A 21,679-nucleotide genomic window follows, 5' to 3' on the forward strand; every position below is an offset into this window, starting at 1 on the left:
GCCGGTATTTTCCTTAATGTCGGCTTACTTTGCCTTCAACGCCAGCGGGTTAAGCTTCAGCGTTTCATAGTAGCTCGCCCATGACAGATATTTCTCCGGTGCCGCCCACAAGCGATAGTGCATACGCGCTAGTGTGACCGGGTCGCTCAGCAACACCAGGCGACGGTCACGGTTCAGCTTCTCTGGTGTTTCATTCAGCGCCTGCTCAACATGGCGATCGCGGGCAATTTCCAGCACGTGGCTTGCGCGGTGGCGAGCCGTTGCCATCGCCGTTGCCAGCGCGTTGAATGACGGGTTAAACACCGCATGCATAAAGCCATCATCCAGGCTGCGCGAGCGGTTCAGCTCCAGATATTTATCCGTGTTCACCAGCACCTGCGGCGGAGAATACTCTTCCGGGATGAGGAACAGTTTCCAGCGTTTGGTACGCAGTCCGACGGTAGACCGGCTGGAGATAACCGACACGAACGGCGACAGGATCAGCGAGAAGACAATCGGTGCCAGCCAGAACAGGAAGCGGAGATCAAGCCATGCCATCCCTACTGCCCATACCAGCCCCAGCAGCAGCTGAGAACCGTGGCGCATAAAGGCTTCACCCCACGGCGTGGAGTCATCGTCACGCTGCGGCGAGTTCCATACCACTTCCCAGCCAAGGAACGCGCTGACCACAAACACGGTGTGGAACAGCATACGCACCGGCGCAAGCAGCACCGAGAACAGCACTTCCAGCAGCAGGGAAATCGTTACGCGAATGAAACCACCGTACTCTTTCGGCCCCTTGCACCACACCAGGATGATACTCAGTAGCTTCGGCAAGAACAGCAGGACCATTGTCGAAGCGAAAAGCGCAATAGCCAGCTCCGGACGCCACTGCGGCCACACCGGGAACAGCTGGCGCGGCTGCAGGAAGTATTGCGGCTCCGTCAGCGCATGCACCACCTGCAAGGCCGTGGAAAGCGCAAGGAACATAAACCACAGCGGCGCGGAGAGATAGGACATCACACCGGTGAGGAACACTGCGCGGTGAACCGGGTGCATACCTTTTACCAGGAACAGGCGGAAGTTCATCAGGTTGCCGTGACACCAGCGGCGGTCGCGCTTCAGCTCATCGAGCAGGTTCGGCGGCAGCTCTTCATATGAGCCAGGCAGATCGTAAGCAATCCACACCCCCCAACCGGCACGGCGCATCAGCGCGGCTTCGACAAAGTCGTGGGACAGAATCGAACCGGCAAACGAACCTTCACCCGGCAGCGGCGCCAGCGCGCAGTGCTCAATAAACGGTTTCACGCGGATAATCGCGTTATGCCCCCAGTAGTGGGATTCACCCAACTGCCAGAAGTGCAAGCCCGCAGTGAACAACGGCCCGTAAACGCGGGTCGCAAACTGCTGACAACGCGCATAGAGCGTATCCATCCCGGACGCTTTCGGAGACGACTGGATGATCCCGGCGTTCGGGTTCGCTTCCATCAGGCGTACCAGCCCGGTCAGACACTCGCCGCTCATCACGGAGTCCGCATCCAGCACCACCATGTAGCTGTACTGGCTGCCCCAGCGGCGGCAGAAGTCATCGATATTACCGCTTTTGCGTTTTACGCGACGGCGGCGGCGACGGTAGAAAATCTGCCCTTCGCCCTGCACTTCCGCAATCAATTCCATCCAGGCTTTCTGCTCGGCTACGCAGATATCCGGGTTGTAGCTGTCGCTCAGAATATAGACGTCGAAGTGCGCCGCGTTGCCAGTGGCTTTCACAGATTCCCAGGTTGCGCGCAAGCCCGCGAACACGCGATCCACGTCTTCGTTACAGATAGGCATAATCAGCGCCGTGCGATGTTCCGGGTTTAGCGGTTCATCGCCCACCGTCGAGGCCGAAATGCTGTATTTATCGCGGCCAATCAACAGTTGCAGGAAGCCCATCAACGCAGTCCAGAACCCGGCGGAAACCCAGCAGAACAGCACCGCGAACAGGATCAAGATACCGGTTTGCAGCACATACGGCAGGAGCTGCATAAAGGAAACCCACAGATCCTGGCCCGCCATATCCGTTGGGTTGATAAGCGCCCAGCCCTGATAAGGCAGAATGGTTTTCATATACCAGGTGGCGACGACGGTTTGCGCCAGCGTCAGCACCAGCAGGATGTAGCGGCGGATAGAACCGACGGTACGCCATTTCTGCTCGTGTGCTTGCTCCTCTTTGGTCAAACGCGCAAGGTAACGGGGCGCAACTTCGCGCCCGCGCAGACGATCCCAAAAACGGCCAATCGGGTTCGTGCGCCACGGATCGGGGAACATCGAAGAGCGCTTGGCTTTCGGCATCGCCTGAAGCTGTGCACGCCCTTCATCGTCTTTGATCAATTGCCCTTCAGCGAGCGAATCCGGCCAGCTATGTTCCAGACGTGCTTTCACAGAACCCAGCGGCGTATCATCTTCACGCGTCCAGCTCGTATGCTCTTTATCCAGCGCCTCATGCACGCTGCGAATGCTCTCTGTCGGCAGCGCCGCTTTTTCCGATGCGGAAAGCGGCAGCATGTCGATATACTCAGTTGTCTTATTCATTGGCAGGTAGCTGATAGCTCCAGGTTTCACTCAGGTTCTGGTCGGCGTTGACCAGCGCCGCGCGCATATCCGTGGTTTTCTTCGGATCTTTGACTTTCACGCGCAACATCAAACGCCAACCTTGCGTAACCGGATTATAGCGAACGGTGTTTTCCACAATCTCACCGTTATCGCCAATGCTGGCTTGCGCGGTTACTGGGGTATCCTTCGGCAGCTTTTTCATATCCTGGCCGGTGAAATCCACTACAAACGCGATAGTTCCGTCAGGTTGACGGATAAGATTTGACTGTTTCACATCCCCTGTGGAGCGACGCGTCTGCAATACCCACGCATTGTCTGGCGCATGCAGCTTGTCTTCGTCACGGCTAAAGGTGATGGTGTATTTGAAGTTCATCTCTTTACCCGGATCCGGCAGTTGATCCGGGGTCCAGTAAGCGACGATGTTATCGTTAGTTTCATCGTTGGTCGGGATTTCAACCAGTTCGACTTTGCCTTTGCCCCACTCGCCTTTCGGCGTTACCCACGCGCTCGGGCGCAGATCGTAGCGGTCATCGATATCTTCAAAACGGGAGAACTGACGACCACGCTGCAGCAGACCAAAGCCCTGCGGGTTTTCCATCGCATAGCTGCTCACAGCAAGATGTTTCGGGTTATTCAGTGGACGCCAAATCCACTCGCCGTTGCCTGCCAGCATCGATAACCCGTTAGAATCGTGCAATTCCGGGCGATAGTTGGTCGCAGGAGAGGGTTGCGTCGGCCCAAACAGGAACATACTGGTCAGCGGCGCAACACCGAGTTTGCCCACTTTGTCGCGCAGGTAAACTTTGGACTGCACATCCACTACGGTGTCGCGGCCTGGAATAATCACAAAACGGTATGCGCCTGTTGCACGCGGTGAGTCCAGCAGCGCGTAAATGGTCAGGCGTTTGTCAGTTGGTTTTGGACGCTCAATCCAGAACTCACGAAAACGCGGGAACTCTTCGCCAGATGGCAGTGCGGTGTCAATGGCGAGACCGCGAGCGGAAAGGCCATACACCTGCCCCGCACCAATCACGCGGAAGTAGCTTGCGCCCAGCATGCTGACGATTTCATCGTTTTTATCTTTATTATTGATGGGGTACAGAACTTTGAAACCGGCGAAACCGAGGTCTTTGACCGTGTCTTTATCGTGCTGGACGTTGCCGAAATTGAAGTAATCCGGGCTGTATTTGATTTTACGTACGGCAGTGGTAGTCACTTCGTTGATGGTCACTGGCGTGTCGAAGTACATACCCTGGTGATAAAACTCAAGCTTAAATGGGGTGTTGATCGCGTTCCAGTAGGCTTTGTCATGGTTAAACTGGATCTGCTGATAGTCCGCGTATTTCATCTCACGGAACACAGAGGGCAAATTGGTCTTGGGTGCTTCGTAGCCTTTACCGGCCAGTGATTGTGCCTGTTTTGCGACATCATCAATAGAAAAGGCCCAGCCTGATGACGTATAAAGTGACAACAGAACAGCAGCACCTACCCAACGCATTTTCATCATTCGTAATTTAGGTTTCATAATAACTAAGCACTTCCCCCTTTGTGTGCTTAAATCGATCCGATCCATTTTAATGGAAACTCAGGCTATCCGACAACTGAATCCCCGCATTGTTCTCCATGCAGGCTCATTGAATAAGCAAATGAAACTAACCCTTTATCGTTTTGCAGGCTTATCCTGGAGACAGGTTATCGGTCATAGTGTAGGGTTGGTTGCGAATGTAATCATTATTTGTCTTATGGATAAGACGAAAAGTCTGAGAATGTACGGAGTGATATGACCAAAACCCCCGCACAACGAGAATATTTCCTTGATTCCATACGCGCGTGGTTGATGCTGCTTGGGATCCCGTTTCATATTTCGCTGATCTACTCCAGCCATATGTGGCACGTGAACAGCGCCTATCCTTCATGGTGGCTAACGCTGTTCAATGACGCCATACATGCGTTCCGTATGCAGGTGTTCTTTGTCATTTCCGGTTATTTTTCATACATGTTGTATTTGCGTTATCCGCTTAAGCGCTGGTGGAAGTTGCGCGTTGAGCGCGTCGGCATTCCAATGCTCACCGCGATCCCGCTGCTGACGCTGCCGCAATTTATTATGTTGCAATATGTGAAAGATAAAACAGCCGAATGGCACACCCTATCGACTTATGACAAATTCAACACGCTGTCATGGGAACTCATCTCCCATTTATGGTTTTTATTAGTCCTTGTGGTATTAACAACGATCAGCATGGTGCTGTTTAAAAAACTAAAAAATAGCGCTAACCGGCTGGCTGGCAATATTTCGTTGGCGAAACTGTCGCTTTGGTTCCTGCTGTTAGGTATCGCATGGGCTGCGTTGCGTCGAATTGTGTTGATGATCTATCCGGATATATTACGTGACGCGCTGTTTAATTTTGCGGTCATGCAGACGTTGTTCTACATTCCGTTCTTCATTCTTGGTGCGCTGGCATTCATTAACTCGCGCCTGAAATCACTTTTCACCACGCCTTCGCCATGGTGCATGCTCGGCTCAGCGCTGGCCTTTGGTGCTTATTTGCTTAACCAGCGCTATGGCAGTGGTGATGGCTGGATGTACGAAACCGAGGCGGTTATCACCATGCTGCTGGGGCTGTGGATGGTCAATGTCGTCTTTTCATTGGGCCATAAATTGCTGAACTTCCAGTCAGCGCGTGTAAGTTATTTCGTGAACGCATCCCTGTTTATCTATCTGGTACACCATCCGCTGACGTTGCTATTTGGCGCGTGGATCACACCGCATATCCAGTCCAATCTCCTTGGTTTTCTTGCCGGGCTGGTCTTCGTCATTGGCATTGCGGTGCTGCTGTATGAAATCCATCTGCGCATTCCGCTGCTACGCTTCCTTTTTTCCGGCAAGCCGCAGCAAAACGACGCGAAGCGTCATGCTCACGCCAGATAAGGTTTCCGGCTGCCCTGCCCGCAGAGCAGCCGCGCCTTATTGGATGTGCTGAGTCAGTAAGCGCTGGTAAAGCTGCGTCATTTCGTCATCGAAACAAACAAAGATCACCCGCTGGAGTTGAGGCCGGCGTATAAGGTGCGCAGCGACGGTATTAACGGCGATTTCGGCCGCCGCGGCTTTTGGGTAACCATACACGCCGGTACTGATAGCGGGAAAAGCAATGCTCGTGTAACTATTGGCTTCCGCCAGTTGAAGGCTATTGCGGTATGCATCCTCCAGTAAGCGCGCTTCATTCTCTTCTCCGCCACGCCAGACCGGCCCAACGGTATGGATCACCGCTTTCGCCTTTAAATTTCCTGCCGCCGTGATCACCGCATGGCCTGGTGGACACTCGCCCTGCTGCTGACGTACCTGCCGGCACGCATCGAGCAAAGCAGGCCCGGCGGCACGATGAATCGCGCCATCCACACCGCCGCCGCCAAGCAATGATGAGTTTGCTGCATTCACAATCACATCCACTTCAAGCGTGGTGATATCCCCCTGAAGCACCTGCATACGTGGTTGCATTTTTGCCCCCTATCCGCCAGTAACCCGTTAACACCGTTAAGTGTATCCGGAAATAGCAAGGGCAACATATTCAAAATCATCAGTTATAGGTGATGGTAACCTCGGCGCGGGATTGCTGCGCATCGAGATAGCGCATCTGGACTTGCGCAACCTGCGAAGAGAGTGATTGCCCGGTTACCTCGTTGACATGGATTTGCTGGGTCTGCATTTGATTGTTTTGCAAACACGAAAGCTGCAGATTTTGGTTCTGAGTGCGAGTTTCGCAGCCGCCTTCAACGATGGCACCACGAAAATGGATCGCCCCTCCTGCCTGCTGGGTTCCGGCATAGGCGGATGACATCATAAAAAAGCAGGCAACAGGGAACACGAACGCTTGAAACAGACGCATAAACACCTCGTAAATCACTCATCCCTGACGGTTGAGCTTCGGCTATTGGTAAGTTAAATATCGGCACCGTTAACGCGTTCCTTAATTAAAATTAGCATTCAGATGAGGAATATGTTCGCCGTATCCTGGATTAAGTAAATTATTATTCGGCGGGCCACTGCCGGGAGAGATGGAGCGACTGACCATCAGATACCGTGACGAGAATTTTGACGTTATCGTGCGCGGAAATATTCAAATGAATGCGTGAAATTGCGGTTATTTGATTCGCCGGGAGAGTCATTGTGTTTCGTTGCCGGCTTTGGCTCACCCCCGCAGCACCTTCGCGCTCGGTAATAATCTGCACCTGGCAAACACAATCCTGCGTAACCTGCACCAGCGGAGTAATGGTGTAATTGTCGCCCTCGCGGGTGGTATTGAACGTGATCTGGCTGGATAACGCCGCCAGCAATAATAAGGTATGCATAGCGCCTCCAAAAAAAAACAGGGCCGCAGCCCTGTTTATTCCTGCCCGGGGGATCAGTACTGATTCGCGGTAGCGTGGTTACCGTAACCGGTTTGCTGAACAGTGACACTCGAGCCCGATGCAGTCTGGTTAACCAGCGCGCCGTTACCCACACCATACTGGCTCACAGAAATATCAGAGTTGCGGCCATTCCACTGATCGATAGTGGCATTGTTTTGCGCCCCGTTCTGAACCAAATCGATAGAGCTGGCATCAGAACCCTGACCCACATCGGCGGCGTTGGCGGAACCATACTGATGGATAGTCAGGTCAGATTCACGTGCATCGCTTTGCAGAGCAAGGGCGGCGTTGGCGCTGCCATATTGATAAATGCTCAGTTCAGAATTTGGACCATTGCTGCCACCGCCATGACCGCCGCCATTGCCATACTGCGGGACACTACCTGCAAATGCGCCTGCTGAAACAACGATCGCTGCGAATGCTGCCACTTGGAAAAGTTTCATGGTAAACCCCCGTTGGATTGAGATTAAAGCCGCAAGACTTTCAACGTTGAATAACGCGAATAGCCATTTGCGACTGTCGTTGCACCACTACTGCCGTTTTTTGCGTACCGTACTGCGTGATATTTGCCCGGTTGCCCGAGCCTTTCTGAATAATAACCGCGCTATTACCATAAGCCCCCTGCGTAATACTCGCATCGTTGGCACTCCCGGCCTGATCGATATAAGCAAGGTTATAACTTCCGGACTGATTAATTTGCGCTGAATTGTTTCCGCCATTTTGCGAAATAACACCTAATAATTTCGAACCTCGTTGATCAATATGCGCATTATTACTCGCACCATGTTGATCAATATTGGCTGATTGATTATAAGGCGCCTGGCTTAACTCATTAATCGCCAGATTATATTCCGGGTTTGCCAGGTCATATCCGGCTGCTGTTACAAGGCACGGAATTCCCAGCAGGGTTAACATCATAAAGGCTATTTTGTTCTTCATGCTGTCACCGCCAAACTTATTTGTTAATACCTGGTTGCAAAACTGAGTATGCCGTGGATAAAAAGAAAATATCTCACCAGCAAGTTGGATTTTCATTAGTCTTGTCATTCTAAAGCATGAAGTATAATTATCCCCCGTTTGCAGCAGAGGCGGCATCAGATGATTTTTCTTAAATAATTACCCCGGCGTTATAAGCGTCAATGCCCAGGATACGTGGCCAGAGCAAAACGTTAAAATAAGGCGAACCTGAAGCCAACAAAAGTCAGGTCATTGTTCTTAATATAAATTCTCGCACCATATTTTTTTGTAACCCTCCCTGCTTTTGCCTTTGCATATCTACTTGCCCGAACATCAAAATAACATTTCAATATTTAATTTTACATTCTGTTACATGATTCACACTTGCTTTAAGGTTTGCAAGCGTTAGATTGAATTCGCAGCACTCATTACTTTGTATTATTTCTCCCTTGCACGGGCTGATCACTTATTCCTGAACACAGCATAGCGCATCCGACAGTACATCTGGTTTCCCCGGTGAATAACCGGGGGGTTGAAGTTGATGAACAAAAAACAAATACGCGGGGTTTCATCATGTTTAGTGAAGTCCATAGTTCAGCTATTTCAGTCTTATTATTAATAACCAAACCTTCATTACAGGCAACGGCGCTTCTCCAGCATTTAAAATTTGCGCTCTCTTTGCCCGGAAAGCTCCATAATATTCAACGGCCTCTCGATGATATTCCCGCATTGAGCATCGTCTTATTCGACATGATGGATGCGGATAAAAAACTGATTCAGCAATGGCAGAATATCCTGTCACAACGAAATGGTGATATTAAGCTATTGCTGATGAATACCCCTCTTGATTACCCATTCCAGGATGTAGAAAACTGGCCGAATATTACGGGCGTCTTTTACATTTCCGAGGACAGAAGTCAGCTGGTCGATGGCTTACAAGGCGTACAACGTGGTGAGTGCTATTTCTCGCAAAAACTGGCGAGTTATCTCATCACTCATGCCGGGAATTATCGTTACTACAGCACTGAATCTGCACTGCTCACCCACCGGGAAAAAGAGATCCTTAATAAGCTGCGTATCGGCGCATCAAATATTGAAATAGCCCGTTCACTGTTCATTAGTGAAAACACAGTTAAAACGCATCTTTATAATCTTTTCAGGAAGATAGCGGTAAAAAACCGCACGCAAGCCGTCTCCTGGGCTAACGATAATCTCAGGCGTTAATGCTATGAAACGCTATGGGTATCGTCTGGCAACTGCCACTTTGCTGATCGCCTGCGTAAACGTATCGGCTGTTGAAGTCGAAGTTCCCGGGCTGTTAGCCGATCACACTGTATCGTCTGTCGGACACGATTTTTATCGTGCATTTAGTGATAAATGGGAAAGTAACTGGAAAGGGAATTTAACTATCAATGAACGACCTAGCGCCCGTTGGGGAAGCTGGATAACGATAATCGTCAATCAGAGTGTCGTATACCAGACGTTTCTTTTCCCGACGCACCGCGACTTTGAGAAAAATGTCGAAATCGCGTTGGCGCAAACCCAGCAAGCGATCGATCACCTGCAAATAAACCAGGCGCTGCTGAGCGTTGGCGATATGGCGAGTGATGAATTCTAAAATACGTTAAATCTCCGGAGGCTATTATGCGAAGCATATATACCCTGCTTGCGCTGTTGCTTGTCGCGCCTGCATGCTGGGCGGGAACCATGACATTCCAGTTTCGTAATCCTAATTTCGGCGGTAATCCTAATAACGGTGCATTTTTATTAAATAGCGCCCAGGCACAAAATTCTTATACCGATCCCAGCTATAAGGATTACGGCGTGGAAACCACTTCCGCGCTGGATAATTTCACCCAGGCAATACAATCACAAATATTGGGCGGATTACTTACCAATATTAATACCGGTAAACCCGGGCGAATGGTGACCAGCGATTTTATCGTGGATATTTCCAACAAAGACGGACAACTGCAATTAAACGTCACCGACAGAAAAACCGGCAAGACATCTACGATTCAGGTGTCGGGATTGCAAAGCGGTTCAACGGACTTTTAAGCCACTGTCTAACAGGACAACAACTATGTCGCGTCTATTTATTTTATTCGCCGTGTGTTTATTAAGCGGTTGCCTCACTGCGCCGCCAAAACAAGCCGCTAAGCCGACGCTGTTGCCGCGGGCGCAAAGTTACCAGGACCTGACGCATCTGCCGATGCCAAGCGGGAAAATTTTCGTCTCGGTGTATAACATCCAGGATGAAACCGGGCAATTTAAACCCTACCCGGCAAGTAACTTTTCTACCGCCGTCCCGCAAAGCGCGACCGCAATGCTGGTGACGGCGCTGAAAGATTCGCGCTGGTTTGTCCCGCTGGAACGCCAGGGTTTGCAGAATCTGCTAAATGAACGAAAAATCATTCGCGCCGCGCAAGAAAACGGGACTGTTGCCATCAACAATCGCGTTCCTCTTCCCTCGCTGACTGCCGCGAATATCATGATTGAAGGGTCCATTATTGGCTACGAGAGCAATGTAAAATCCGGCGGCATTGGTGCGCGTTATTTCGGCATCGGCGGAGACACACAATATCAGTTGGATCAAATTGCGGTGAATTTGCGGGTGATTAATGTCACGACCGGGGAAATTCTCTCGTCGGTCAACACCAGCAAAACCATCCTCTCCTATGAAGTACAGGCTGGGGTATTTCGCTTTATCGACTACCAGCGGTTGCTGGAAGGAGAAGTTGGCTATACCGCCAACGAACCGGTCATGCTCTGCCTGATGTCAGCGATTGAAACGGGGGTGATTTTGCTGATCAATGACGGGATTGATCGGGGACTGTGGGATTTGCAACAAGGCGCCGATCGCCATAATCCTGTGCTGGCTAAATACCGCGAAATGGCGGTGCCGCCGGAGTCCTGAAAAAAGAAAGGCGTGACTTGCGGTCACGCTTTTTCTTGCTCTTTGAGCAGCGGCTGCGCGCGGCGGGAAGCCAGCCACAGCCCGCTGTTTTTCATGGCATAGCCAAACACTAACCCCACCGCCAGCGACGGGATAACCAGCCGCCAGTCGCCCTGCCCGGCAAACGTCGCGCAGGCGCCAATGAATGTCCCCGGTACAAAAGAAAGCAGCACGTTCCGGGCCTGCAGACACATCAAAAACGCCACCACACCGGTCATCAGATAGCCAACGATCTCCAGATGCGGAGCCAGGGCTGCGCCATGAATCATGACCTGCGCCCAGGCAACGCCACTCATCACCGTACAGGCGGAAATAAGCAGCCCTTTCACACCGCCCTGCGGACACGCGAAATAGGCGGTGCAGCCGAGAAAACCGGCCCAGCTTAATAAACCGAAAGCGACAGCCACCCAGCCCCAGATACCGGAGAGAATGCCTGTCGTAATTGCGATAGAAAGGAGAATGTTCATGGCGCGCATCATAGCAAATGCACGCCCCGGATATGCGACAATGTGCACACTATTTGAAAACCAACTATCTCAGTTGCATTTTAATTGTGATTAAAATCACAATTAATCTTCTAGCTCTTCCTGCAACTCATCCCACATCGCGGCAATTGCATCGCGTGTCAGTGGCGCCATGGTGCGCCAGAACGGCGTTGTCGCATGGGCTTCAACTTTGCCAAAGAAGGTGCCGCACCAGGGCAGGATATAATCGGCGAATAAGGTCTCCTGCGCTTCGCTTTCGTCTTCTGCGGCCTGATCTTCCAGCCATGATGCCGCCAGCAGCAACGTGCCGATGTGATCGGCTGGCGCATCGGTTAACGGCATGCCGCGGCTGGACAAAAATGAACGCACTTCCGCTTCCGTAGCACCTTCCACCCAGGCACTGCGATAAGGCGAGACGCGGCACTCTTCCCCAACAAACAGCGCGTTGTAATCGGCCGCCAGTGCCTGCGCATCGCTGTTTTTCTGCAACCGTTCAAGCAGCTCATCCTGCTCCAGCGGCCAGCTTTCCGCCAGTTTCCCCTCCCGGATCATGGTATAGAGCGGTACCAGCAGAGGATCTTGCGGCTGGCGGTAAAACAGCGAGCCCAGTACACGGCAGAGAATTGAAAATTCGTTCATTCAGTTGTTCCAGTCAGTATTAAAGTTCTGCAAATTCGGGAATTGGTGCCATGCCGCGGGATTCGAGGAAATCCAGCAGACGACGCGGCGAGACATTCAAAATACGATCTTCCGGGAAACCGACGTCATCCAGCACCTTACGGCACTCACTGAAATCGCCCAGCGTAAACGCGGTGTGAGAATCCGATCCCAGCGCCACCCAGCCGCCGGCATCACGCACGGCGGCAGCCACGGCGCGGCAATTCGCCTCGCTGCCTTTGCGCGAATGGATAAACGATGAATTGTTAATTTCAAGCGCAACGCCATATTTCGCGGCGGCAGCGGCAACGGCCGGAATATCAATGTCAAATTTCGGGTTACCGGGATGGCTAATAATATGGACATTGCCGCTGGCGATAGTCGCAATCATGGCCTGAGTATGGGTGGCTTTATCCTGCGGCGGAAACACTGGCTCATGGAAACCTGCAATGATCAGATCCAGCGATGTCAACATCGGTCCGGTGCAGTCGATTTCACCCTCGGTGTTTTTAATATTGGCTTCGATACCGCGCAAAATACCCACGCCATCGACCAGCCGCGGCCAGATGCGCATATTCACAAAGTGCCAGTAGTGCGGCGCATCCGCCATATCCGGCCCGTGGTCGGTAATGGCAAAGAGCTTAATCCCTTTGCGTTTTGCCTCGGCAATATAATCGTGAAGCGTACTGTAAGCGTGGGTGCTGGCGACGGTATGCATATGCAGGTCAACGGGATACATGACTCACTCCTGTAGTTATTTCTGCAAAGGATAGCAGTTATCGTTCGCGAGTTTAATGACAAAACCCGGCGATGCCGGGCGTCTGTCAATAACCACGCGCTCTGTCTACCCGCCCGCTCACCGCTTCACCTCGCTCAATAGCCTGAATAGCCTGCGCGATAAAAGCCACGGCTTCACTGCGGCGTGTCGTCGCCGCCATATGTGGTGTCATCGCCACACGTGGATGCGCCCACAACGGATTATCAGATGGGAGCGGCTCCTGGCTAAAGACATCAAGCATGGCGCCTTTCAGCTTGCCGCTCTCCAGAGCAGCAAGCAAATCACGCTCGACAACATGCACACCGCGCGCAAGATTTATCACATAGCTGTTGTCAGCGAGCTGATTGAGCAACGCAGAGTTAATAATGCCAGCCGTTTCCGGGGTATTGGGCAGCAGATTGATCAACACTCGTGTGCCATGAAGAAAGTCGGGCAACTCCTCGCCACCCGCAAAGCTGGTCACGCCGGGCATGTTTTTACGGCTGCGACTCCAGCTACGCAGCGGGAACCCCCACTGGAGCAGACTTTCGGCCACTTTCGTGCCGAGCACACCCGCGCCGAGGATGCCAATGGTGAAGTCTTCACGTTCGTATTCATCCAGCGGTTGCCATTTCGCCCGCAGTTTTAGCGCCTGGTAATCATCAAAGCGCCTGAACCAGTGCAGCACCTGACTCACGGCATACTCCTGCATTTGCAGCCCCATGCCGGTATCCTCCAGGCGAAACAGCGGAATAGACTCGGGAAGCATCTCAGGATGAGCCTGCAACTGGCTAAGAATCGAGTCAACTCCCGCCCCCAGTGCAAACACGCCTTTTAATTGTCGGCCTTTGAGCATCGCAACCGGTGGATGCCAGACCAGCGCATAATCGGCGTGGGCATTATCGCCCGGCGTCCACGCACGGATATTTGCCTGCGGCAGCGCCTGCCGCAATGCGCGGATCCAGTCATTGTTATTGAATGAGGGGTGATAAAAGATAATTTCCATATCAACTCCAGAACCTGATGTGATGTATCCGGTTATTTTCCGGAACAATTATGCTTTTTCGCGAAGGCCGCTCAGCATAACAAATTTCTCTCATACCTCGCGGAGAAAGTGCCGTGCCGAGAAAAAAAGCGATTTCAGAACGTTTAAGAAGCAGGTTGTTTAAAGTTTGTCTAAACGCGCTAATTTATTGAAAAAGAGGATTGACGGCGTTCCGGGTTTTCCCTACATTAGCGCCCGTCCCGGTAACACCGGGAAGACAATGTGGTAAGGTGTCCGAGTGGCTGAAGGAGCACGCCTGGAAAGTGTGTATACGGCAACGTATCGGGGGTTCGAATCCCCCCCTCACCGCCATCATTCAAAGAAGAGCTCGCATGCAGATGCGGGCTTTTTTTTCGCATAGCGCACTCCCGCAGGGGGGATGAGAAGCCCCGACCGGGGGTCGACAACTGGCGCAGCCAGCTGGACAGATGACGAGCCCGCGAGAAACCTGCCCGCACAAAAAAACGGCAACGTTTTGGAACAACCGCTCGTCAAATATCCTCGCCCTTACATTGTCATTCCCTATCCAGTAGCCCTCTTTCGTTAAGGGCATCATATTTCAGGATTTCGGCGGTCATTCGTTGCTGCCATCGGGTGATAAATGCCCGGGTGTGGGGAGCGGCCAGATGCGCGGTCAGCGCATCCTGATCTTTCCAGCGTTCCGATATGAGCACGCTTCCTGCAAGATGATCCTCTACGGCCACGTCATACGAGAGGTTTCCTGCACGTTTTCGCACGGTTTGAGCAAGCACTTTCATATCGGCCATAAAAAGCGATAAATCAGAGGGGTTGATCTTCACATAGCCACAAATGATGAGCATATCGTCGCCTTTTATCTGCTATTCCCGATCGCCATGGCTGGCCGATCGGGGATCGTGATTATCAAAAGTTTGTCAGCACAATTTTGCCCTGAATCCTTCCCATTGCTGCGCGCTGGTGGGCAGCAGATGCCATTGCGAGCGGATAGGTGCTATCAATCACCACCCGAACCACACCTTCTTCCAGAAGACGGCCTGCTTGCGCTAATTGCGCACCGCTGGAGCGCACTTGCGTGGATGACACCGTCACCGCTTTTTGCGCGGCCTCATGATGTGCGGAAAAGCCTAAAGGATTAACCAGAAAGAGTGCGCCGCCAGGTCTGATACAGCGCAGAAAGCGCGCCATAGTTGCGCCACCCACCGCATCAAAAACGAGATCAACATTTTTTACTGCGTTCTCGGCTGCGGTTTTGGTGTAGTCGATAAACTCGTCTGCCCCCAGCTCGCGTAAAAGCGCTTCATTGTGTGAGGAAGCCACGGCGATGACCCGCGCACCTTTCCAGCGGGCAAGCTGAACAGCAAGGTGTCCCACGCCGCCGCCGGCACCATTGACCAACACGGTTCGCCCTTTTAATGGAACGGCTTTATGTGGAAAAGACTGGAAAGGATTCGGCGCGGCATGCCCGGTTTCGATAAGAAACTGCCAGGCCGTGAGCAGTGACATCGGGGCACCGGCAGCCTGAACATGCCCGATTCCCTGCGGTTTCAGCGCCAGTTCCGACGAAGGAACACTGACATATTCTGCGTAAGCGCCACTGCCCGCCATCACCTTTTCAGGAAAACGCACCATCGAATAGACCTCATCCCCGATGCTGAACCCGGTAACATATTTACCGACCGCCGCGACAACACCTGAGATGTCCGTTCCCAAAATAAGCGGAAAAGTGGGTTCGGGCCACCATTCACGCGGAAGTGCCCGATACCCGTCACACAGATACCAGTCTGGCGGGTTAAGGCTGGCCGCTTGCACATGAACCAGAATCTCGTCGTTTCCCACCCGGGGCCGGGGAACGTCTTCATAACGCAGGTTATCTGGCCCACCAAACGCATGTAGCTGTACAGCTTTCATCATCTCAGTCATTACCGTCTCGCTCTAAAAACAACTCAGGTAACAGAGCATACGGCTAATATTCAGGATTGATAATGTAGCTGTATTTCGCTTTAATTGTGCCATGAAGGAACAAATCGGTTTTGAAAGACTCACGGGTCTTATCGCATTCGCTCGTGCCGGCGCTCTGGGCAGTTACAGTGCCGCTGCCCGCTCGCTCTCCGTTTCACCTTCCGCCATCAGCAAAAGTATTCAACGGCTGGAGAAGCATCTCGGCGTCACGTTATTCACCCGAACGACACGCTCGCTCGTGTTAACGACCGAAGGGCGCGAGCTACATGAGCGGGCGTTGCGATTGCTACGTGATGCCGAGGAGATCGAGCAGATAGCAAAACGCGCGCGCGCGGAACCGGCAGGTACATTGCGGATTGCGGCATCGTTACCGGTGGGTATCCACATGATCGCCCCCGTGCTTGCGCAATTTTGCGCGCTTCACCCAAAAGTGACGATTGATTTACGGCTAAGCGACCAGGTGGTAAACATCGTTGATGAGAATATTGATATTGCCATTCGGATTGGCGATCTCGCGGATTCAAACCTGCTGGCGCGTCGCCTCCCGCCGTATCAGATAGGATGCTATGCCTCGCCTGAATATTTAGCCGGTTGCGCTCCACCGCAACATCCGGATGACTTAATCAGCCACCAGACGATTAATCTGCGTTACCAAAATACAGGGCAACTTTTTCGCTGGCCGTTCCGTGTCGGTGAGCGGGAGATTGAAATTGTGCCTTCGTCAACGGTGATTGTTGATGCCAGCGAAGCCGTCATAGCCGCAATGACTGCCGGGGCCGGAATAGGTATGGCGTCGAATTTTATGGTGTCATCCCTGGTCAGGGATAAAAAGTTAGTTCCCGTACTCGCAGATTTTACGGTAGCGCGGCGTAATATTTCGGCTGTCTGGCACGAAAGTCGCCGTTCCAATCCGGCGGTACGCGCGTTTCTGGATCATATGCTTAAACATTTTTAAATTAGCTGCCAGCGGCGATAATCAACGCGGCATGAACCGCAGTATCCACATTGGCACGCAGGAAATGCTCAGGACGAAATCCGTGCCAGTCTGGTTTTACGGCCCCAGAGCGCAATAATTCGCAATGATGAAAATATAGAAAGGATATCGAAAATGAAAGCAGTGGAATTTTTGCTATACACTCTCAAACCCGGCACCGGGAAAGAGTTTCACCGGATCATGACCGAGGAGAGTGCCCCGCTTCATCGTTCAGCAGGTATGGATATCGTTTCTTTCGGTCTTTCAGCCCATGACGATGATGCTTACTATCTAATCAGAGCTTATGACAGCCTCTCCCACCTGGAATCCTCTCAGGAATCTTTTTATAACAGTGAAGCGTGGCGGCTTGGCCCCCGGCAGGCCATTATTGACAGAATAAGCGTCAGCGTTAAATCGGTGCTCACACTCAGCGACAGTGCAATCGAAAATTTACGATCCAGCTAATTGCGCAACCAGAAATGATTATAACGCCGCGCCAGCGGCATTTTTTTCGCCAGTCCTTAACGTCGCGCGTCACCTGCGCGTAACCACCAGTCTCTTCGGCGCCAACTCACTGTCTCAGCGCCTGCAGAATTGTTCAGTGAACGGCATCCCCATTCGTAAGCCATCTGGTCAGCGATCAGATCCATCTGAACGGCAGCAATGCGCGAGGAGCAGACATTCTGCCCTCTGAAAAGGTTCACAGTAATGACATCTCTGACAAATTGAGGTCGCGGGTATTTACATACGATTTCTGCCTACCTGCCCAGATATTCCATCATCTGCTGCCGTAGAGGTGGCCGTCTTCATGTCCCTACGTTGTTGATATAAGCCTGTAAGCCTGCTGCGAGAATATCGAACACCGTTTTACAGGCCTTACTGTGCCGCAAGTCCTCATGCATCACCAGCCAGGTGTCGAGATGAAACGCAAAGAAATCAGGCATCAACCTCTCTAACGGAACAGGGAAACCGGCCAGTTGAACCTGACACATCCCTATGCCCGCGCCTGCGCGGATAAGGTGCAGTTGCGCGACATCACTGTCAGTGCGCACGGTAAAGCGTTCACGATTTAACTGAGGAAAGTGTTTCAGTGCCTGTAAAATAAAGGGCGTCGTTTTATCAAAGCCCACAAGCGTATGGGTGAACAACTCGTCAATACTTTCCGGTGCGGCGTGGCGTGCCAGATAGGACGGCGAGGCATGCAGACCAATTTCAATACTGCCCAACCGACGCGCAATCAGTTGTTCCTGCACCGGTGTGCTCATGCGTACCGCAATATCCGCTTCCCGGTTCAATAAATCCTGTATTCGGTTAGACAGCACCAGTTCAATGGTAAGTTGAGGATAATCTTCTTTAATTTGTGCAATCAGGGGGGGCAGCACTTCGGTGCCGATAATTTCGCTCGCAGATACGCGAACCACGCCATGTAACCCCGCGGAGTGGGCACTGAAGCTGGCAGCCGAACGCTCAATCATACTGGCTGTGTTTTCCATCGCTTGCGCATGTCCCTGAATCGCTACCGCCGCATCCGTGGCCTGCAGGCCAGTCTGAGAACGTGTAAACAAAACCAGACCAAGGGCGGATTCCAGTGCCGCTACGTGACGCCCCGCTGTGGGCTGGGTGATGGAAAGCATGCGTGCCGCTCCCGACAGGGAACCTTCTTTCATCACTGCCAGGAAGGTTCGATACCATTCCCATGGAATATTTATGTTCATACAAAAATGCATACCTGCTATCTGATGCCATGCAATTACATTTAGCTTGCACAGGCACTACGATGTCAACAGATATCCGGAAGAGGTAAGACAATGAACAGCAATAACAAGGTACTCATACTGGGCGCCACAGGCGGAATCGGTGGTGAAATCGCCCGTAAACTCATCCGCGAAAAATGGGACGTTCATGCGTTGCGCCGCAATGCCCCGCAGAATGAAGATCACGAGAGTATGACGTGGATAAAGGGTGATACGCTGAATGCTGAGCAGGTTGCGAGTGCCGCGTCAGAGTGTGATGTGATTGTTCATGCTGTTAATCCACCAGGTTATCGAAACTGGGAACAACTGGTTTTGCCCATGCTACAGAACACAATCAATGCCGCAGAGCGAAATGGTGCATTAATCGTTCTCCCGGGCACCGTTTATAACTACGGCCCGGACGCCTTTCCACTCCTGCGCGAAGACTCTCTCCAAAATCCTGTCACCAGAAAAGGGGCAATACGGGTGCAAATGGAGAAGGCTTTGTTCGCTTACGCGCAGCGTGGCGGAAAGGTGCTGATTCTGCGGGCCGGTGACTTCTTTGGCCCTGACGCAGGCAACAACTGGTTTTCGCAGGGATTGATCAAACCGGGGCACCTCCCGCGGATAATTAAAAACCCAGGCAAAGCCGGGACAGGCCATCAGTGGGCCTACTTGCCGGATGTCGCCGACACTCTGGCTGCGCTGTTGGCACGTCGGGATCAACTCGACCCTTTTGCCTGCTTTCATATGCGGGGACACTGGGACGCCGATGGTACGGCGATGACCGGAGCCATACAGCGTGTCGCACAGCTTGCTGGTGTTAACGCAAAGGTAAAATCATTTCCCTGGTGGCTCATCACGGCGATGGCACCTTTCAACACCACACTGTATGAAATGCTGGAGATGCGCTATTTATGGGAACAGGCAATACAGATGGACAATGCAAAACTGATCGCTTTCTTAGGCCACGAACCTCATACCCCGCTTATTGAGGCTGTGCGTACCACTTTAATCGGCCAGGGCTGCGTTAATCACACATTGTTCACGCATTCGTGAGCAGATCTGAGTCTCGTTTCTGGCACGAAGCGGCAAACAAAGGCACAGCCATGTCTGCTCCGAGCGAAAAGCGGTTCTTTAAGCCAGTATATATCAGATGCCGGACTAACACTGGCAGGTGATAATCAACCGGGGGCAAGTCAAATGAAGTGGCAGTGATCGGCGGGAAGCCCACAGCTATTGAAGCCAAATTTGTCGATGACGGGGCTAGTTCTATTCAGAACCAAGAAAGCCCGGCTGGCTCAAAACCATGGTCAGTAACTGAATAGACAAAATGGTAGTTCAGGCGAAAAAATACTCCACTGGTTTCGATGGCGGTGCTATCTATCATACAAACAGCCCAGAATTAGCTAGTTACTATTCGAAGGTGTTTACCGATGCGGGCGTCACAAACTTTAAGTTTGTACTTACCCCGGTCACAAAGTGAGGTGTGAAATGAGTAATGATCGAGAAATGTTAGAAAAAATTCTGGGTGGAAAAATCGAGCAGTCGAACGCCAGAAATATACCTGGTGTTACGATTGTGGATGGGCAGCAAGTTGTTTATTTTTCGGACGATGGGAAAAACAACCCCCGAAAACAATTTAATAATATTACGTGCTTTTCTGAGCCTCCGAATGCTGTTCGTGGAGGGGTAAATGATCGCGGGTGCAAAGTCACCCCGCCCTCGGGGCCTATTTTTCACGCGATTTCCTATCATGGTGATCTTGACGGTTGGAGAAAAGATATTGAGGCAGGGGCCATTGGCCTTGGTCTATTACTCGCCCAAATCAAAGGTGATCAATTGGTTATTTCCGATGGCCGCTCAATCCCGCTATCAGATTGCAAAATAGAGTTTTCTTAATCATCACTTATTCTCAACGCCGGTCTCGTGCTGGTTTTTTGCAACCTATTTGCTCCGAGGTTGCATCTGACCCTGACCGGAAATCCTGTGACCTGCTCCCCATCAGCTAACATAACTCAATGTTATCAATGTCCGCTCCTGGCACGAAAGAGTCGATCAGGGGGCAGACATGTCTGCTCAGAGCGAGGAACGGACATTGCTAACAGCATTCTGTGCGAATCAACAGGGAGCGGGTCAGCATTTCCAGAGTTTACCTCTGTGGAAGGCAAAAAAATGGAGTATGCCGATCCAGAACTGGCGGCTGGAAATGCGTCGTTTCATTATCGAGTTCGGTGACCGCCTGAGCGCTCACCTTTAACGAGTGGGCAGTTACACTGAATTACTGACACACTCCTGCCAAAATGTCAGACAAACCCCATATTCATCCAGAAGGTCGTCAGCAATTTCAAACTGAAACACCTTATCCGGGAAAGCCTCTGCTAACGCGCGCTTCCAATATCTAGTTATCTGCTCGGCAAATAAATGACAAAGATGATAATCCTCTTTTGACAGACCTACTTTAAATACGGGTCGGTCCGCTGCATCTTCCCACTTTGAAAAAAACTGATTTATTGAAAAAATATTTCTGTATCGTTCAACGTCTCTGCGCGATGTACTTTGTACTAATACATTAGATTTACTCTCTACTAGCCCCAGCAAATGAAACCTTTTCGGGTCGTATTGCTGAGCGTTAGGTAGCCAGAAAATATGCCCCTGGATCTCAATAAAATCAGGAGAGAGCAAACCCAGCACAGAAATTGCTTGCTCCAGTGAAACCAAGTGCCCTACATATGAAAAAAATTCTCCGGCGCCAATATCTGAAACAAACAGGCTTAATGACTCTTTAGAAATATTACCCTGATAAACTTTCATCATTTCAATCCTAAACTATCTAGAACCAACTGAGGAACATTTCCCTCAAAAGCTTTTGTATCACTTCCCTTCTTGGGAAAATATGTTCCATTCGGAGCCTGGTTCCACTCGACCACCTTAATCCGAGAGTTAGACACATCATATAGTGCACGCCCCTCAGGTGACCTGCTCCCCATAAATTAACATATCTCAACGTTATCAACGTCTGCTTCTGGCACAGCGCTGCCGTTGGTCATTACCTGCACAACTAAAATATGACTACTGAATCTGTGGCGATTAACTGTTGAGTAAAAATAGAGTAGCGCGAAGGGATTTTTACAACGAGTGATATGTGAAGCGGTTCCTGGCGGTAAGGCTAAGTGACAGGCACAAAAGATAAGAAA

General features: G+C 51.5%; 25 protein-coding genes and 1 tRNA gene. 11 read left to right on the plus strand and 15 right to left on the minus strand.

Annotated features, from left to right (window positions below; all coding sequences use genetic code 11):
- Nucleotides 1-24: 24 nt before the first annotated feature.
- Nucleotides 25-2,553, minus strand: coding sequence for a glucans biosynthesis glucosyltransferase MdoH (gene mdoH / locus O3S68_RS08245; RefSeq protein ID WP_045507036.1), 2,529 nt, complete (start codon nucleotides 2,551-2,553; stop codon nucleotides 25-27).
- The gene (gene mdoG, locus O3S68_RS08250) at nucleotides 2,546-4,081 is read right to left on the minus strand and encodes a glucans biosynthesis protein MdoG (protein ID WP_020457411.1); all 1,536 of its coding nucleotides are present in this window, start codon (nucleotides 4,079-4,081) and stop codon (nucleotides 2,546-2,548) included. The genes mdoH and mdoG overlap by 8 nt, the downstream gene beginning before the upstream one ends.
- 273 nt (nucleotides 4,082-4,354) lie before the next feature.
- Here mdoG and mdoC point away from each other — a divergent pair, with 273 nt between their 5' ends.
- Nucleotides 4,355-5,503, plus strand: a complete 1,149-nt coding sequence (gene mdoC / locus O3S68_RS08255; protein WP_020457410.1) for a glucans biosynthesis protein MdoC — start codon at nucleotides 4,355-4,357, stop codon at nucleotides 5,501-5,503.
- 36 nt (nucleotides 5,504-5,539) lie between these two features.
- Here mdoC and ymdB read toward each other — a convergent pair whose 3' ends face one another.
- From ymdB to csgB, 5 genes are all read right to left on the minus strand, one after another.
- Complete coding sequence (gene ymdB / locus O3S68_RS08260; RefSeq protein WP_269231242.1) at nucleotides 5,540-6,070, minus strand: O-acetyl-ADP-ribose deacetylase; 531 nt, start codon at nucleotides 6,068-6,070, stop codon at nucleotides 5,540-5,542.
- A gap of 79 nt (nucleotides 6,071-6,149) precedes the next feature.
- The gene (locus O3S68_RS08265; RefSeq protein ID WP_269231243.1) at nucleotides 6,150-6,476 is read right to left on the minus strand and encodes a hypothetical protein; all 327 of its coding nucleotides are present in this window, start codon (nucleotides 6,474-6,476) and stop codon (nucleotides 6,150-6,152) included.
- Nucleotides 6,477-6,600: 124 nt separating this feature from the next.
- Nucleotides 6,601-6,921, minus strand: a complete 321-nt coding sequence (gene csgC, locus O3S68_RS08270; protein WP_269231244.1) for a curli assembly chaperone CsgC — start codon at nucleotides 6,919-6,921, stop codon at nucleotides 6,601-6,603.
- Nucleotides 6,922-6,974: 53 nt separating this feature from the next.
- On the minus strand, nucleotides 6,975-7,424 hold the full coding sequence (gene csgA / locus O3S68_RS08275; protein WP_017456373.1) for a curli major subunit CsgA: 450 nt from the start codon (nucleotides 7,422-7,424) through the stop codon (nucleotides 6,975-6,977).
- Between the two features lie 40 nt (nucleotides 7,425-7,464).
- Complete coding sequence (gene csgB / locus O3S68_RS08280; protein WP_174240605.1) at nucleotides 7,465-7,920, minus strand: curli minor subunit CsgB; 456 nt, start codon at nucleotides 7,918-7,920, stop codon at nucleotides 7,465-7,467.
- A gap of 591 nt (nucleotides 7,921-8,511) precedes the next feature.
- On the opposite strand from csgB, the gene csgD reads away from it, so the two are divergent.
- From csgD to csgG, 4 genes are read left to right on the plus strand one after another with little or no spacing between them, the layout of a single operon-like run.
- Nucleotides 8,512-9,162, plus strand: a complete 651-nt coding sequence (csgD, locus tag O3S68_RS08285; protein WP_020457405.1) for a biofilm master transcriptional regulator CsgD — start codon at nucleotides 8,512-8,514, stop codon at nucleotides 9,160-9,162.
- A 4-nt stretch (nucleotides 9,163-9,166) separates the two neighbouring features.
- Nucleotides 9,167-9,556 carry a curli production assembly/transport protein CsgE gene (csgE, locus tag O3S68_RS08290; protein ID WP_020457404.1) on the plus strand — a complete coding sequence of 130 codons (390 nt, stop codon included), beginning with the start codon at nucleotides 9,167-9,169 and terminating at the stop codon, nucleotides 9,554-9,556.
- A 26-nt stretch (nucleotides 9,557-9,582) separates the two neighbouring features.
- Nucleotides 9,583-9,996, plus strand: coding sequence for a curli production assembly/transport protein CsgF (csgF, locus tag O3S68_RS08295; protein WP_017456369.1), 414 nt, complete (start codon nucleotides 9,583-9,585; stop codon nucleotides 9,994-9,996).
- Nucleotides 9,997-10,021: 25 nt separating this feature from the next.
- A complete protein-coding gene (csgG, locus tag O3S68_RS08300; RefSeq protein WP_020457402.1) occupies nucleotides 10,022-10,855 on the plus strand; it encodes a curli production assembly/transport protein CsgG in 834 nt (277 codons plus the stop codon).
- Nucleotides 10,856-10,878: 23 nt separating this feature from the next.
- Here csgG and O3S68_RS08305 read toward each other — a convergent pair whose 3' ends face one another.
- From O3S68_RS08305 to ghrA, 4 genes are all read right to left on the minus strand, one after another.
- Nucleotides 10,879-11,361 carry a DUF1097 domain-containing protein gene (locus O3S68_RS08305; RefSeq protein ID WP_202819292.1) on the minus strand — a complete coding sequence of 161 codons (483 nt, stop codon included), beginning with the start codon at nucleotides 11,359-11,361 and terminating at the stop codon, nucleotides 10,879-10,881.
- Nucleotides 11,362-11,463: 102 nt separating this feature from the next.
- Complete coding sequence (locus O3S68_RS08310) at nucleotides 11,464-12,018, minus strand: TorD/DmsD family molecular chaperone (RefSeq protein ID WP_269231245.1); 555 nt, start codon at nucleotides 12,016-12,018, stop codon at nucleotides 11,464-11,466.
- 19 nt (nucleotides 12,019-12,037) lie between these two features.
- The gene (locus O3S68_RS08315; RefSeq protein WP_269231246.1) at nucleotides 12,038-12,775 is read right to left on the minus strand and encodes a phosphatase; all 738 of its coding nucleotides are present in this window, start codon (nucleotides 12,773-12,775) and stop codon (nucleotides 12,038-12,040) included.
- Between the two features lie 85 nt (nucleotides 12,776-12,860).
- On the minus strand, nucleotides 12,861-13,799 hold the full coding sequence (ghrA, locus tag O3S68_RS08320; protein ID WP_269231247.1) for a glyoxylate/hydroxypyruvate reductase GhrA: 939 nt from the start codon (nucleotides 13,797-13,799) through the stop codon (nucleotides 12,861-12,863).
- Between the two features lie 263 nt (nucleotides 13,800-14,062).
- On the opposite strand from ghrA, the gene O3S68_RS08325 reads away from it, so the two are divergent.
- Nucleotides 14,063-14,150, plus strand: a tRNA-Ser gene (locus tag O3S68_RS08325).
- A gap of 203 nt (nucleotides 14,151-14,353) precedes the next feature.
- Here the strand turns inward: O3S68_RS08325 and O3S68_RS08330 are convergent.
- Entirely contained in the window at nucleotides 14,354-14,659 is a 306-nt protein-coding gene (locus tag O3S68_RS08330; RefSeq protein ID WP_269231248.1) for a putative quinol monooxygenase, read from the minus strand.
- Nucleotides 14,660-14,720: 61 nt separating this feature from the next.
- Nucleotides 14,721-15,737, minus strand: a complete 1,017-nt coding sequence (locus tag O3S68_RS08335) for an NADP-dependent oxidoreductase (RefSeq protein WP_269231249.1) — start codon at nucleotides 15,735-15,737, stop codon at nucleotides 14,721-14,723.
- Between the two features lie 91 nt (nucleotides 15,738-15,828).
- Here O3S68_RS08335 and O3S68_RS08340 point away from each other — a divergent pair, with 91 nt between their 5' ends.
- Both O3S68_RS08340 and O3S68_RS08345 read left to right on the plus strand, forming a co-directional pair.
- A complete protein-coding gene (locus O3S68_RS08340) occupies nucleotides 15,829-16,731 on the plus strand; it encodes a LysR substrate-binding domain-containing protein (protein WP_269231250.1) in 903 nt (300 codons plus the stop codon).
- Between the two features lie 153 nt (nucleotides 16,732-16,884).
- Nucleotides 16,885-17,214, plus strand: a complete 330-nt coding sequence (locus O3S68_RS08345) for an NIPSNAP family protein (RefSeq protein WP_071925278.1) — start codon at nucleotides 16,885-16,887, stop codon at nucleotides 17,212-17,214.
- A gap of 341 nt (nucleotides 17,215-17,555) precedes the next feature.
- Here O3S68_RS08345 and O3S68_RS08350 read toward each other — a convergent pair whose 3' ends face one another.
- Nucleotides 17,556-18,464, minus strand: a complete 909-nt coding sequence (locus O3S68_RS08350) for a LysR family transcriptional regulator (protein WP_269231251.1) — start codon at nucleotides 18,462-18,464, stop codon at nucleotides 17,556-17,558.
- A 93-nt stretch (nucleotides 18,465-18,557) separates the two neighbouring features.
- Between O3S68_RS08350 and O3S68_RS08355 the strand changes: the two genes are divergently transcribed.
- The 3 genes from O3S68_RS08355 to O3S68_RS08365 all read left to right on the plus strand — a co-directional run bounded on the left by O3S68_RS08355 (nucleotide 18,558) and on the right by O3S68_RS08365 (nucleotide 20,742).
- Entirely contained in the window at nucleotides 18,558-19,541 is a 984-nt protein-coding gene (locus O3S68_RS08355) for an NAD-dependent epimerase/dehydratase family protein (protein ID WP_269231252.1), read from the plus strand.
- 435 nt (nucleotides 19,542-19,976) lie between these two features.
- Entirely contained in the window at nucleotides 19,977-20,384 is a 408-nt protein-coding gene (locus tag O3S68_RS08360; protein WP_269231253.1) for a hypothetical protein, read from the plus strand.
- 169 nt (nucleotides 20,385-20,553) lie between these two features.
- A complete protein-coding gene (locus O3S68_RS08365; protein ID WP_269231694.1) occupies nucleotides 20,554-20,742 on the plus strand; it encodes a hypothetical protein in 189 nt (62 codons plus the stop codon).
- 11 nt (nucleotides 20,743-20,753) lie between these two features.
- Here the strand turns inward: O3S68_RS08365 and O3S68_RS08370 are convergent, their stop codons facing one another.
- Complete coding sequence (locus O3S68_RS08370; protein WP_269231254.1) at nucleotides 20,754-21,299, minus strand: hypothetical protein; 546 nt, start codon at nucleotides 21,297-21,299, stop codon at nucleotides 20,754-20,756.
- Between the last annotated feature and the right edge of the window lie 380 nt (nucleotides 21,300-21,679).

This window comes from Kosakonia sp. SOY2 (assembly GCF_027109175.1).
GTDB lineage: Bacteria > Pseudomonadota > Gammaproteobacteria > Enterobacterales > Enterobacteriaceae > Kosakonia.

Coding starts and splice junctions, on each gene's coding strand:
- mdoG (WP_020457411.1), bottom strand. CDS start 4,081: ATGATGAAAATGCGTTGGGTAGGTGCTGCTGTTCTGTTGTCACTTTAT.
- O3S68_RS08350 (WP_269231251.1), bottom strand. CDS start 18,464: ATGAACATAAATATTCCATGGGAATGGTATCGAACCTTCCTGGCAGTG.
- O3S68_RS08335 (WP_269231249.1), bottom strand. CDS start 15,737: ATGACTGAGATGATGAAAGCTGTACAGCTACATGCGTTTGGTGGGCCA.
- mdoH (WP_045507036.1), bottom strand. CDS start 2,553: ATGAATAAGACAACTGAGTATATCGACATGCTGCCGCTTTCCGCATCG.
- O3S68_RS08360 (WP_269231253.1), top strand. CDS start 19,977: ATGAGTAATGATCGAGAAATGTTAGAAAAAATTCTGGGTGGAAAAATC.
- O3S68_RS08310 (WP_269231245.1), bottom strand. CDS start 12,018: ATGAACGAATTTTCAATTCTCTGCCGTGTACTGGGCTCGCTGTTTTAC.
- O3S68_RS08365 (WP_269231694.1), top strand. CDS start 20,554: ATGTCTGCTCAGAGCGAGGAACGGACATTGCTAACAGCATTCTGTGCG.
- ghrA (WP_269231247.1), bottom strand. CDS start 13,799: ATGGAAATTATCTTTTATCACCCCTCATTCAATAACAATGACTGGATC.
- csgE (WP_020457404.1), top strand. CDS start 9,167: ATGAAACGCTATGGGTATCGTCTGGCAACTGCCACTTTGCTGATCGCC.
- O3S68_RS08330 (WP_269231248.1), bottom strand. CDS start 14,659: ATGCTCATCATTTGTGGCTATGTGAAGATCAACCCCTCTGATTTATCG.
- O3S68_RS08345 (WP_071925278.1), top strand. CDS start 16,885: ATGAAAGCAGTGGAATTTTTGCTATACACTCTCAAACCCGGCACCGGG.
- csgD (WP_020457405.1), top strand. CDS start 8,512: ATGTTTAGTGAAGTCCATAGTTCAGCTATTTCAGTCTTATTATTAATA.
- O3S68_RS08305 (WP_202819292.1), bottom strand. CDS start 11,361: ATGAACATTCTCCTTTCTATCGCAATTACGACAGGCATTCTCTCCGGT.
- O3S68_RS08340 (WP_269231250.1), top strand. CDS start 15,829: ATGAAGGAACAAATCGGTTTTGAAAGACTCACGGGTCTTATCGCATTC.
- O3S68_RS08355 (WP_269231252.1), top strand. CDS start 18,558: ATGAACAGCAATAACAAGGTACTCATACTGGGCGCCACAGGCGGAATC.
- ymdB (WP_269231242.1), bottom strand. CDS start 6,070: ATGCAACCACGTATGCAGGTGCTTCAGGGGGATATCACCACGCTTGAA.
- csgA (WP_017456373.1), bottom strand. CDS start 7,424: ATGAAACTTTTCCAAGTGGCAGCATTCGCAGCGATCGTTGTTTCAGCA.
- O3S68_RS08315 (WP_269231246.1), bottom strand. CDS start 12,775: ATGTATCCCGTTGACCTGCATATGCATACCGTCGCCAGCACCCACGCT.
- mdoC (WP_020457410.1), top strand. CDS start 4,355: ATGACCAAAACCCCCGCACAACGAGAATATTTCCTTGATTCCATACGC.
- csgB (WP_174240605.1), bottom strand. CDS start 7,920: ATGAAGAACAAAATAGCCTTTATGATGTTAACCCTGCTGGGAATTCCG.
- O3S68_RS08370 (WP_269231254.1), bottom strand. CDS start 21,299: ATGATGAAAGTTTATCAGGGTAATATTTCTAAAGAGTCATTAAGCCTG.
- csgC (WP_269231244.1), bottom strand. CDS start 6,921: ATGCATACCTTATTATTGCTGGCGGCGTTATCCAGCCAGATCACGTTC.
- csgF (WP_017456369.1), top strand. CDS start 9,583: ATGCGAAGCATATATACCCTGCTTGCGCTGTTGCTTGTCGCGCCTGCA.
- csgG (WP_020457402.1), top strand. CDS start 10,022: ATGTCGCGTCTATTTATTTTATTCGCCGTGTGTTTATTAAGCGGTTGC.